At 73.8% G+C, this 12,151-nt stretch carries 7 protein-coding genes and 1 pseudogene; 6 read left to right on the forward strand and 2 right to left on the reverse strand.

The window, feature by feature from the left end:
- Both ACRX5S_RS24400 and ACRX5S_RS24405 read left to right on the forward strand, forming a co-directional pair.
- Positions 1-1,220: pseudogene (locus ACRX5S_RS24400) on the forward strand (flotillin family protein); the annotation flags it as partial.
- A gap of 14 nt (positions 1,221-1,234) precedes the next feature.
- On the forward strand, positions 1,235-6,073 hold the full coding sequence (locus ACRX5S_RS24405; RefSeq protein ID WP_436775214.1) for a DNA repair ATPase: 4,839 nt from the start codon (positions 1,235-1,237) through the stop codon (positions 6,071-6,073).
- Here ACRX5S_RS24405 and ACRX5S_RS24410 read toward each other — a convergent pair.
- Positions 6,043-7,527: an aminotransferase class I/II-fold pyridoxal phosphate-dependent enzyme gene (locus ACRX5S_RS24410; protein WP_436775215.1), complete on the reverse strand. Its 1,485-nt coding sequence runs from the start codon at positions 7,525-7,527 to the stop codon at positions 6,043-6,045. The genes ACRX5S_RS24405 and ACRX5S_RS24410 overlap by 31 nt on opposite strands.
- A 74-nt stretch (positions 7,528-7,601) precedes the next feature.
- Between ACRX5S_RS24410 and ACRX5S_RS24415 the strand changes: the two genes are divergently transcribed.
- Positions 7,602-8,018 carry an NTP pyrophosphohydrolase gene (locus tag ACRX5S_RS24415; RefSeq protein WP_436775216.1) on the forward strand — a complete coding sequence of 139 codons (417 nt, stop codon included), beginning with the start codon at positions 7,602-7,604 and terminating at the stop codon, positions 8,016-8,018.
- A 311-nt stretch (positions 8,019-8,329) separates the two neighbouring features.
- On the opposite strand, the gene ACRX5S_RS24420 is transcribed toward ACRX5S_RS24415, so the two are convergent.
- A complete protein-coding gene (locus tag ACRX5S_RS24420) occupies positions 8,330-9,679 on the reverse strand; it encodes a serine/threonine-protein kinase (RefSeq protein WP_436775217.1) in 1,350 nt (449 codons plus the stop codon).
- A 154-nt stretch (positions 9,680-9,833) separates the two neighbouring features.
- Here ACRX5S_RS24420 and ACRX5S_RS24425 point away from each other — a divergent pair, with 154 nt between their 5' ends.
- From ACRX5S_RS24425 to ACRX5S_RS24435, 3 genes are all read left to right on the forward strand, one after another.
- Positions 9,834-10,640: an SDR family NAD(P)-dependent oxidoreductase gene (locus ACRX5S_RS24425; RefSeq protein ID WP_436775218.1), complete on the forward strand. Its 807-nt coding sequence runs from the start codon at positions 9,834-9,836 to the stop codon at positions 10,638-10,640.
- Positions 10,641-10,699: 59 nt separating this feature from the next.
- On the forward strand, positions 10,700-11,524 hold the full coding sequence (locus ACRX5S_RS24430) for an enoyl-CoA hydratase (RefSeq protein ID WP_436775219.1): 825 nt from the start codon (positions 10,700-10,702) through the stop codon (positions 11,522-11,524).
- The coding region (locus ACRX5S_RS24435) for an LLM class flavin-dependent oxidoreductase (RefSeq protein ID WP_436775220.1) at positions 11,524-12,151 on the forward strand (628 nt) is incomplete at its 3' end. The genes ACRX5S_RS24430 and ACRX5S_RS24435, both read left to right, overlap by 1 nt.

Here is a 12,151-nt window from a genome sequence, read left to right on the forward strand (position 1 = left end):
CGGCGTACCTGGCGACCGAGGAGCAGCTCGGCGTGCAGCGCGAGAACGTCGCCCGCGAGATCGCCGTCGCGGAGAAGAACCGCGAGCGCGTCATCGCCGTCGAGAACGAGCGCATCGAGAAGGACCGGCAGTTGGAGGCCATCGCGCGCGAGCGCGAGACCGCGCTGACCCGGATCTCCGCCGACAAGGAGGTGGAGGGCGAGAAGCGCGACATCGCCGAGGTGGTGCGCGAGCGCGTCGCGGTGGACCGGACCGTCGCCGAGCAGGAGGAGGCGGTCAAGCGGCTGCGCGCGGTCGAGGAGGCCGAGCGGGAGCGGGCCGCGCTGGTGATCCTCGCGGAGGCCGAGGCGCAGCAGAACCTGGTCAAGGGCATCAAGGCGGCCGAGGCCGCGGAGGCGGCGGCCGCCCACAAGGCGCGCGAGCAGGTGGTCCTGGCCCAGGCGCGGCGGGAGGCGGCGGAGTTCGACGCGCAGGCCAAGCTGCGGCTGGCGGACGCGGCGCAGGCGGAGGCGGCCGCGGTCGGCCTCGCCGAGGTGCGGGTCCGCGAGCAGGACGCGGCCGCGATCGAGAAGGTCGGACGCGCGGAGGCGGCGGTTGCCGAGCGCAAGGCGGCGGTGGCGGCGGACGCGGTGGGGCTGAAGCTCAAGGCGGAGGCCGCGGGTCTGACCGAGAAGGCCGCGGCGATGGCCGCGCTGGACGAGGCGTCGCGCGGGCACGAGGAGTACCGGCTGCGGCTGGAGGCGGACAAGGAGGTCCGTCTGGCCGGCCTGGACGCGCAGCGCCAGGTGGCCGAGGCACAGGCCGTCGTGATGGCGGCCGGCCTGGAGAACGCCGACATCACCATCCTGGGCGGCGAGAGCGTGTTCCTCGACCGCCTGGCCGGAGCGATCTCGATGGGCAAGGGCGTCGACGGGTTCGTGCAGAACTCCGACACGGTCAAGGCGCTGGCCGGTCCGTGGATGGACGGTTCGGGGGCCTTCACGCAGGACCTGACGCGGATGATCGGGTCGCTGGGCGCCGACGACGTACGGGACATGACGGTGAGCGCACTGCTGGCGAAGCTGATGCGGGACGGGGGTTCGTCCGAACTCGCCGCCCTGGGCCGGACCTGGGGTACGACATCGGGCCCGAACCCGGGCAAGTCGACGGGCGGGGCCAACGGCAGCGGCGGCGGTGCGGGCGGTGGCGACAACGCCGGTGGCGGCGGGAACTCGGGCTGAAGGGCGAGCGCACAGTGACGGACACCATCGCCACCGGCCGAGGACTCACTCCCGGCCCCGGTCCCGAGCCCGATGTCGCGGCAGCCGACGGGGACTTCGAGGTCCTGCGTGGCCGCATGGCCGCCCAGGCGGCCGAACTCGCCAACCGCGTCGATGAGTTGAACCGGCGCCGCATCGCGCTCTTCGGTGCGACGGGGATGCGGCTCCTCGGCGGCGCGCAACTGCACACCGCGGCCGACCGCGTGCTCCGCGACCTCGCGTGGGTCGGCGGGGTGCTGCTGGCGGGCGGCGGCCCGGCGCCGGGGGCCGTGGGCTCCGAGGGTCACGACCTCGACCCGGTCGGCGGGACGTTCACGCTGCACCACCGGGTCGACGGGGACATCCCCGGGTTCACCGGCGTCGCGCCGACCGCGGTCGGCGGGCTGTTCGACGTGCCCGCGGTCCGGCACGACCTGGCGGAGTTGTTCCGCTACTTCCGCGATGCCCGGCTCGTTCAACTGAGGCGTCAGGACGGCCGGTTGCTCGCGGTCTTCCGCACCGGGCCGAAGCCGGGAGATGTGCGGGTGCTGCGCTGGCGGGTGTCCACCGGCGGCGATCCGCAGTACCTGGACGCGCGCGGGGAGCGCGACCACGTGTTCCCCGCGCCGTACGACTTCGCATGGACGACGGTGGGCCGCGAGCGGCACCGGCTCGGACGGCACCCGCACGCGTCGGTGGACGACCTGCTCTTCGTCTCCACCGTCGGCGGCTCGCTGACCGTCAAGACGGTCGACGACGTCGAGACGTCCGCGGGCGTGGTCCACCGCGAGCCGGTCGCCGAGCCGTTGCAGTCGCTCGCCGACGCGGACATCGCGTACGCCCGCGTCGGCACGCTCGTCCTCTTGCGGGTGCGGCCGTACAAGGAGGACGTGTGGCGGCACTTCGTGCACGCGACCACCACCGGCTCGCTCGTGCGCATCGACGCGCTCGGGCAGGGCGCGCGACGCCTGCCCGGCGACGACGGGGTGGTGTTCCCGGGCGGCTTCCACCTCGGCACCGGCGTGTACAAGCAGTTCGACGCCGAGACCGACGGGTTGGAGCTGGAGGACGTGGTCCGCTCCCCCAACGGCGAGGACACGCTGTACGTGTTCCACCACCGGGAGCGGGGCCGCAACCTGCTGTTGTCGTACAACGCGGTGCGCAAGGAGGTCGCCACTCCGCTGGCCGGCCGCGGGTTCACGCTGCTGGACGACGGCACGCTGGTGATCCTGCGCGGCGCGGCGGAGGCCCGCCGCAGTCATCCCGTCCAGGTGTGGGAAACGCCTTACGCCTCGGACGCGTTCGCCGCGGCGAGGCCGCCCGCCGAGGGGCCGCTGGGCCGGGTCGGCAATGCCGATCTGGTGGCCGGGATCGCGGACAGCCTCGCGGTCGTGCGGCTCGTCGAGGAAGCCGGGGCCACCACCGCCGCGTTCGAGGCCGTCGTAAGCGCGTGCTCGCGAGTGGCCGACCGGTACCACTGGCTCGCCGACCCCGAGCTCGGCGGGCTGGACGAACCCCTCGACGGCCTGCGCGGCACCGCGCACCACGTGCTGGCCGAGTTCCGGTCCGTCCAGGAACTCACCCTGGCCGCAGGCCAGGCGGTGGACGCCGAGGCCGCGCGGATCGCCGCCGTGGTGCGCCGTGCCCGCAACGAGGGTCCGCGCGACGCGGAGGCGTGGATCGGTCTGCTCTCCGAACTCCGGCACGCCCAGGGACGCTTGGCCCCGCTGCGCGACCTGCGCTACGTCGATCCGGCGCGCATCGAGGCGCTGCGGCAGGAGCTGGTCGACGACCTCGCGGCCACCGGGCGCCGCGCCGTCGCCTTCCTCGGCGAGCCGGGCGCGTTCGCTGCGCAGCACGCCGCCGCCGACGAACTCGCGGAGCAGGCGGGCGGCATCGCCACCGTGGCCGAGGGCACCCCCATCGGCGCGCGACTGGACGAACTCGCGGACGGACTGCGAGTGGTCGCCGAGACGGTCGGCGACCTGGACATCTCCGACGCGACCGTGCGCACCGCGATCCTCGGTCAGGTCGCCGAGGCCCAAGGGCGCCTGGCGCGGGCCCGCGCGCTGCTTGCCGCTCGGCAGCGGGCGCTGGCGGAGGACGAGGGACGTGCCGAGGCGACCGCGGAGTTCGCGCTGCTGGTGCAGACGATCACCGCCGCGCTGGCGTCCGCGGATTCACCGGACGCGTGCGACGAGCAGCTCGCCCGGATTTTGCTGCGCATCGAGGACCTGGAGGCGCGTTTCCCCGAACTGGAGGATTTCCGCGGGCAGATCGCCGACAAGCGCGACGAGGTCCAGGAGGCGTTCGCGGCCCGACGTCAGGTTCTGCTGGACGAACGGGCCCGGCACGCCGCCCGGTTGCGCGACTCCGCGGGCCGGGTCCTGGACGGGGTCCGCCGCCGAGCCGTCGGGTTCGCGCAACTGGACGAGGTGGACGCGTACTTCGCCGCCGATCCGGCCCCGGACAAGGTGCGACGCGCCATCGCGGAACTGCGTGAACTCGGCGAGCAGGTCACCGCCGAGGAGTTGGCGGGCCGGCTCAAGGCCGCCCGGCAGCAGGCCGCGAGGGCGCTGCGCGACCGGGCGGACCTCGCGGACGGGAACGGCGGGACCGTGCGCCTGGGGCGGCACCGCTTCGCGGTCACCACCCACACGGTCAACCTGACGCTGGTCCCGCACGACGACGGCATGGCTTTCGCGCTGACCGGGACCGACTACCGGCGCCCCGTCGACGATCCGCGGTTCGCGGCGGCGCGCGCGTTCTGGGGGCAGACGCTGCCCTCGGAGTCACCGGAGGTGTACCGGGGCGAGTTCCTGGCGGCCCGGCTGCTCGCCGAGCACGGCCCGGCGGCGGGCCCCGACCTGGGCACGCTGGTGGGCGAGGCGGCGCGGCGGGCGTACGACGAGGGCTACGAGCGCGGCGTTCACGACCACGACGCCGAGTTGATCCTGGGCGCGCTGCTGCGGTTGCACACTGCCGTGGGGCTGCTGCGCTACCCGGCCGGGGACCGGGCCGCGGCGCAGTTGCTGTGGGCGTACGGGTGCGACGAACAGGCCAGGCGTGAGTGGACGTTGCGAGCACGGTCACTCGGCCGGGCCCGGAACGCGTTCGGCCCGTCGCCCGCGCTGGGTGCCTTGTGCCGGGAAGTGGCTTCGGCCGTGGCGGAGTTCGCGGTTCCTGGGGACGGGTGGGAGGACGTCGAACCGGCGCGCGCCGCCGAATATCTGGTCGAGGAACTGGCCGCGGGCGGACGGGGGTTCATTACGGCGTCGGCCGCGCACGCGCTGATCGACAAGTTCCGGCACGCGGTCGGCGGCGACGCGTACGACGAGGATCTGCGGCAGCTCTCGGGCGTGTCCGCGCGCCGGCAAGTGGTCGGGGCGTGGCTCGGCTCGTACGCCCGGTCCTCGGGGCACCCGGTCGCCCCGGGCGACCTCGCCGAGGCGGTGGCCGTGGAACTGTGCCCCGAACTCCCGCGCTACGTCTGCGCGGAGGACGGCGCGGAGACCGTGGCGGGGCTGTTGGGGCGGCACCCGCGCATCGAACGCGGGTCGCTCGTCGTGCGTATCGACGAACTCCTCGCCCGGACCGATGAATTCCGGAGGATCCGGGTGCCGGGATTCCGGGCGTACCAGGCGCTGCGTGGTGAACTCGTGGCGGCCGAGCGGGCGCGGCTGCGGGTGGAGGAGCATCTGCCTTCCGTCCCCACGACGTTCGTGCGGAACCGCCTCATCGACCAGGTCTACCTGCCGCTGGTCGGCGACAACCTCGCCAAGCAGCTCGGCGCCGCCGGGGCGGCGAAGCGCACCGACAACCACGGGCTGCTCCTGCTCATCTCGCCGCCCGGCTACGGCAAGACGACGCTGGTCGAATACGTGGCGGAACGCCTCGGGCTGCTGCTGGTCCGGGTCGACGGCCCGGCGCTCGGGAACGGGGTCACCTCGCTGGACCCGGCCGAGGCCCCGAACGCGACGGCCCGCCGCGAGGTCGAGAAGGTCAACTTCGCCTTGGAAGCCGGCAACAACGTGCTGCTCTACCTGGACGACATCCAGCACACCTCGCCCGAACTGCTCCAGAAGTTCATCCCGCTGTGCGACGGCCAACGCCGGATCGCGGGCGTGAGGGACGGCCGGTCGCACACGTTCGACCTGCGGGGCAAGCGGTTCGCCGTGGTGATGTCGGGCAATCCGTACACCGAGGCGGGGCGGGTCTTCCGGGTGCCGGACATGCTCGCGAACCGCGCCGACGTGTGGAACCTCGGCGAGATCCTGACGGGCAGCGCGGCCGCGTTCGAGCTGAGCTTCATCGAGAACGCGCTCGCCTCGCACCCGGTCCTCGTCCCGCTGACCGAACGCGGCGGCGCGGACCTGGACTTGCTGCTGGAATGGGCGGCACACCCGGACCGGCCGATCCGCCCCGACCTGCTGGAGCAGGCCCGTGCGCCCGCCGAACTCGACCGCATGCTCGCGGTGTTGCGGCGCCTGCTGCGGCTGCGGGACACGGTGCTGACGGTGAACGCCGCGTACATGGCCTCGGCGGAGCGCACCGACGCGTCGCGCACCGAACCGCCGTTCCGGTTGCAGGGCTCGTACCGCAACATGAACCGCATGGCCGAGCGGGTGTCGCCGACCATGAACGACGCGGAACTTGCCGCGCTGGTCGCCGACCACTACGCCGCGGAGGCGCAGACGCTGGCGGCCGACACCGAGGCGAACCTGCTCAAGCTCGGCGAACTCCTGGGCACGCTCAGCGCGGACGAGCGGGCGCGCTGGACGGCGGTCAAGGCCGCGTACGTCGCTCAGGCGACGACGCGGACCGTCCTGAGCTGAGCGTCGTCGCAGTCCGGGAGGACCATCCCGGCGGCGACCCCGCTGCGGAGGTAGTCGACGACGGCCGCGGAAATGCGCTCGCCGGGCAGGACGGCCGGTATCCCGGGCGGGTACGGCGTGATCATCTCCGCGGCGACCCGCCCGGCCGCCCGGTCCGCGCCGACGTGCTCCGCCTCGGCGAAGAACGCGTCGCGCGGCAGCATCGCGGTCTCCAGGCGCAGGTCGGCGGGACTCGGTACGTCGACGGGCGTCGACCGCGCGGCGAGGCCCTCGGCGTGTCGGGGCAGGTCGCGCAGGGCCCGCAGAAGCACGCTGGCGGTGGCGTCGTTGTCGGCGTACGACAACTGCGCGCTGATCCGCCGGTGGTCGCAGATGTGCAGGTTGAGTCGGTGGTGGTCGCGGAGCCAGTCCCCGGCCGCGTAGCCGGTGACGCCCAGGCCCGAGACGTCGATGACGAGTTGCAGCGGGTCGAGCTCGAACGCCCGTTCAGGACCCAGGAATTCGTCGTGGTGGACGCGCAGTCCGGCGATCTCCCCGATCTCGGTGCGGAGTTTGTCGGCGAGACCGAGCACGGCACCGAGGAGCGTGCGGCCGTCCTCGACCATCTGGCGCCGCCAGCCGTCCATGGCGGCGAAGAGCAGCACGTTCGGGCTGGTCGTGCCGAGCAGGTCGGCGCAGGCCGCGAGGCGGTCGGCGTCGACGCGGTCGCCCTGGAGGTGGAACACCGAGCCCTGCTCCAGACCGCCGCCCATCTTGTGCACGCTGGTCACGCACACGTCGGCGCCCGCGTCCATCGCCCAGGTCGGCAGATCCGGGTGGAACGGCAGGTGCGCGCCCCACGCCTCGTCCACGATGACGGGGAGGCCGCGTTCGTGGCAGACATCCGCAATGCGGGCGAGGTCGGCGCAGGTGCCGTACGGTGTGGGGCTGGTCACCAGCGCGCCCGCCGCGTCCGGGCAGGCGTCGTGGGCGGCGGCGTAGTCCTCCGGGCCGGGCGGGTGCGCGAGGTGCAGGACGGGGTCCCAGTGCGGGTCGATCCAGACCGGCTTGATACCGCTGAGGACCAGGCCGGCGATGACGGACTTGTGCGCGTCGCGGGAGATCAGCAGCTCGTGGTGCGGGCGCGTGACGGCGAGCATCGCGCTCTTGACCGAGAGGCTGCTGCCGCAGGTCGTGAAGAACGTGTGGTCGGCTGCCACCGCATCCGCCATGAGGCCTTCGGCCCGGGCGAGGACGCGGCCGGAGGACGTTCGGTCGTCCAGCCCGGCGACCGCGAGCACATCCGAGGCGAACACCTCCGCGCCCAGCACCTCGCGCACCCGCGGATCCACCCCGCGCCCCTGCTTGTGCCCGGGCGGTGTGAACGGCACATAACCGCGCCGATGGTAGGCCGCCAACGCCTCCAGCACCGGCGCCCGGGAATGGTCAACCCGCCTGCCTGAATCCTGACTCATGCCGCGCGGCTGCCCCCGATCCCCGCGGCCATGCCGCATCGGCCGCAACCGAGCCCTGTGGTGGACTGGCGACCATGACGGAACAAGTGCCGCTCGTGGTGGTCGACGCGGCGAACGTGGTGGGTTCGGTGCCGGACGGTTGGTGGCGGGACCGCTTGGGGGCCGCCCGCCGTCTGCGGGACGCGCTCGTCCAGGACGCCGCGGGGGGCCTGGCGGCAGGTGGCGGCGTCCCCGAATGGGCCGAGTCAGGCCCGCTCGAAGTCGTGCTGGTCGTGGAGGGCAAGGCCCGCGCCCTGACCGGAGTGCCCGGGGTCGAGGTCGTCGGCACGCCCGGCAGCGGGGACGACGAGATCGTGCGGGTCGTCGCCGACGCGCTCCGCGAGACCCCCGGCCGCCACTGCGCGGTGGTGACCGCGGACCGAGAACTCCGAACCCGCATCACCACCCTTGGCGCCACGCCGGTAGGTCCTCGGGCCGTCCACCGCTCCTGACCCGCGGGGTCTGCCCCGCACACGCGTACACCTCACGGCTCCCACGTGCACCTCACGCCTCCCACGCGTGCAGCTCACGGAGCTCACGTGGCTCACTCGTGCACCTCACGGCTCCCACGTGCACCTCACGCCTCCCACGCGTGCACCTCACGGCGAACCGCTGTCGGGCTCACACCCCACTCGGGGACCGGGGTGCGCGGAGCAAACGGTCCGGGGCCGGGTGCGCACTGTTCCGGATGGCCGACCCGACGGCCGCGGACCCGCCGGACCCGCCGGACCCGCTCGCGCGGTGGCGTTCCGGTCCGGTGCCGCTACATCTTCGTCAGGGTGCCGGTGGGGTGGCCGGTGGAGTCTGCCAAGGCGGTGAAGACGACGCTTCCGTCGGGCTGCATTTGCAGGGTGAACCGGCCGCCGTCGGTGCAGACGCCTGGGTTCTGGGAGCCGCCGCTGCCCGGGACGTCTTCCAGGAGGATCGCGTTCGGCTGGACGCCGACCAGGCGTGAGTCGCCCTTGCAGGCGATTCCGGTCACCGTCGTGGTCATCGTGCCGACGACCGCGCCGGAGTCGCCCGGTTTGAGGACGATGGTGACCTCCTGGACCAGGAGCGGCAGGTTCGGGATGGTGATGCCGCCCTTCCAGGTGCCGGCGTACGCGGCCGGGAGCGGCCCCGGCGGGAAGGTGCCGGACGGCGCCGGCGGCGGGGGTTTCGGCTGGTCGGCGTTGTCGCCGAGCGTGGAGACCGGTGTTTCGGAGGCAGTCCGGTCGCCGTCGCCGTCGCCGCGCAGGAGGACGACGGCCGTGACGACGGCCGCGACCACGACCAACGCGGCCGCCAGGTACAGCCAGGCCGGGCGGCGCGCGGTCCGGACGGCGCCCGTCGTAGCCGCGTGAACGGGGCTGTACGAAGGGTTCACGTACGTCGGCGGCGCCGGCGCCCATTCGTTTCGGTCCCGCCCGATCTCCGGAGCAGGCGGCGGTGGCGCGGCCGGGGCCTCGTCCTCCAGTTCCAGCAGGGCCACCGCGCGGCGGCTGACCGCGTTGGCCAGGTCCGGCGGCAGCCACCCCGCCGCGACGAGCGCGGCGGCGTCCCCGTCAGGCAGGACCGCCCGCAGGACCTCGTGCGGCGTTGGCCGGTCCCCGGGTTCCTTGGCGAGGCAGGCGGCCGCGATCGGCCGCAGCGGCGCCGGAACCGTGTCGAGCCGCGGTTCCCGGGTGAGGACGCGGAAGATCAGCGCCTGCAAGTTCCCGTCCCCGAACGGTCCCTCTCCCGTCGCCGCGTAGGCCAGTACCGCGCCCAACGCGAAGACGTCCGTGGCGGGCCCGATGTCGCCGCCCTCGATCTGCTCGGGCGCCATGAACCCGGGCGACCCGACCGACATCCCGGTGCCGGTGAGCGCGCTCGCGTCGGCCGCCCGGGAGATGCCGAAGTCGATGACCCGCGGACCGTCCGGCGAGAGCATGACGTTGGACGGCTTGAGGTCCCGGTGTACGACGCCCGCCCCGTGCACCGCGCCCAGGGCCTCGGCGAGCCCCGCGGTCAGCACCCGCAGCGACGGCTCCGGCAGCGGTCCGCGTTCGGCCACCGCCTCGCCCAGCGACAGGCCGGGGACATAGCCGGTGACAAGCCAGGGGCGCTCGGCCTCGGTGTCCGCGTCGAGCACCGGCGCGGTCCACGCGCCGCCCACCCGCCGCGCGGCGTCGCCGGGACAAAGGGCAGGTCCGGACGATCTCCCCAGGACGGGGCGGGGCACAGAGCGCGTGTGGTGGGCGTATGCGGGGTGCGGGCCTGGCAACCGGGGGTGGGCTCTGATATTGGTGGATCCAGTCAAGCAATTGGAGGCGTACATGCGCGGACTCGTCGGCAAGGTGGCGGCGCTCACCGGGGGTGCCCGGGGCATCGGGGCGGCGACCGCGCTGCGGCTCGGCGAGGAGGGGGTCGCCGTCGCGCTCGGGGATCTCCACGGGGACGAGGCCGAGGCCGTCGCGGCGCGCATCCGCGACAAGGGGGGTCAGGCTCTGGCCGTCCGGATGAACCTGCGCGAGGACGACTCGGTGCAGGAGCTCGTCGAAACCGCCCTGGAGCGGTTCGGCGGCATCGACCTGGTCGTCAACAACGCCGGCGGCAGCCTCGGCGCGGACCGCAACATCGCCGAGAACGACGACCGCATCTGGCACAGCACCTGGGACCTCAACCTGATGGGCACCGTCCGGGTCACCCGCGCCGCCCTCCCCCACCTGCTGTCCCGCGGCGGCGGCGCGATCGTGAACATCGCGTCGGGCTCCGGCACGCTCGCGACCCCCGGGCTGGCGGCGTACGGCACCTCCAAGGCGGCCGTCATCCAACTGACCCGCAACATCACCGCCGCCTACAGCCACCTCGGCGTGCGCTGCAACGCGATCTGCCCCGGCATGATCATGACGCCCGGCGCCACCGCCGCGATGCCGGCGGACGTCGTGGCGCGGATCGCCGAGCGCATCCCGTCCGGGCGTACCGGAGTCCCCGAGGACATCGCCGGTCTGGCGACCTACCTGCTGTCGGACGACGCGGGCTACGTCAACGGGCAGGTGATCCACTGCGACGGCGGCGCCCGCGACATCGGACCGTCCGGCCCCGCGCGCTGACCCCGGGGCGCCCCCGTCCCGTCCCGAAGGCTCCCCGCACACACCGAAAGGAGGCATCTGTGGTCCTGCTCGTCGAAGTACGCGACAAGGTCGCCCTGATGACGCTCAACCGGCACGAGGCGCGCAACGCCCTCTCCCCCGACCTGGCCGCCGCGATCCCCGAGGCCGTCGCCGAGCTCGACGCCCGCGAGGACGTCGCCGCCATCGTCATCACCGGCGCCGACCCCGCGTTCTGCGCCGGATTCGACCTCAAGCGCCTCGCCACCACCGGCACGTCCCGCGCGGAGCGCAACACCTCGGCCGAACCGCCGCCCTACTGGGGCCCGTTCCCGCCGCACACCACGCCCGTCATCGGCGCGGTCAACGGCCCGGCCGTCACCGGCGGCTTCGAACTCGCCCTCGGCTGCGACTTCCTCATCGCGTCCGAACGCGCCCGCTTCGCGGACACCCACGCGCGCGTCGGCCTGATGCCCGGTTGGGGCCTGACCATCCGCCTGCCGCAGTTGATCGGCCCGGCCCGCGCGCTCCAGATGAGCATCACCGGCGAGTTCGTCGACGGGCAGCGCGCCTGCGCCTGGGGCCTGGTGAACGAGGTCGTCCCGCACGACCAACTGCTGCCCCGGGCCCTGGCCGTGGCCGCGCAGATCGCCGACATCCCGTCCGTCTACGTGGCCGAGGTCCGCGACATGTACCGCGAGATGGCGGAACTGGACGGCGACGCCGCCTACGCGCGCGAGCACACCCGCGCCCGCGCCTGGATGGACAACCGCTTCGACCAGGCGCGCCTTGCCGAGGTACGCCAGGGCATCGTCGACCGGGGGCGCACCTTCGTCGCCGCCTCGGACGACGGCGCCGCCACCGACCCACAGCCCCAGGAAGCGTGATGAAGGTCTACACCGGAATGGACCCGCGGATCCCGCTGCGCGACGTGGCCGCCCACGCGCGTCGCGCGGAGGCCGCCGGGTACGACGGGCTCCAGGTCTCGGAGACCGTGCACGACGCGTTCGCGCTCGCCCTGCTGGCGCTGGAGCACACCGAGCGGATCGTGGTGCGCACCTCCGTCGCGCTCGCGTTCGCGCGGTCGCCGATGCTGACCGCGTACACCGCCTGGGACCTCGCGCGCTTCTCGGGCGGGCGCTTCCACCTCGGGCTCGGCACCCAGATCAAGCAGAACATCGAGGACCGGTACGGAATGCCGTGGTCCGAGCCCGCCGCCCGCATGCGCGAGTACGTCGGGGCGGTCCAGGCGGCGTTCGGCACGTTCCGCACCGGCGAGCGGCCGGCATTCCAGGGCGAGCACTACCGGATCACCCGGATGCAGCCGTACTTCAACCCGGGCCCGGACGAGGACACCCCCACCCCGCCGGTCTACCTCGGCGGCGTCAACCGCCGCATGTGCGCGCTCGCGGGCGAGCTGGCCGACGGGTTCGTCACGCACCCGACCAACTCCTCGCCGCGCTACCTGACCGAGATCTGCCTGCCCGGCCTCGCCGAGGGCGGGGGCGCGCGGG

Source organism: Yinghuangia sp. YIM S09857 (assembly GCF_051388915.1).
Lineage (GTDB): Bacteria > Actinomycetota > Actinomycetes > Streptomycetales > Streptomycetaceae > Yinghuangia.

Excerpts from the sequence above, each read along its gene's own strand:
- ACRX5S_RS24410 (WP_436775215.1), bottom strand. The coding sequence starts at position 7,527 with ATGAGTCAGGATTCAGGCAGGCGGGTTGACCATTCCCGGGCGCCGGTG.
- ACRX5S_RS24415 (WP_436775216.1), top strand. The coding sequence starts at position 7,602 with ATGACGGAACAAGTGCCGCTCGTGGTGGTCGACGCGGCGAACGTGGTG.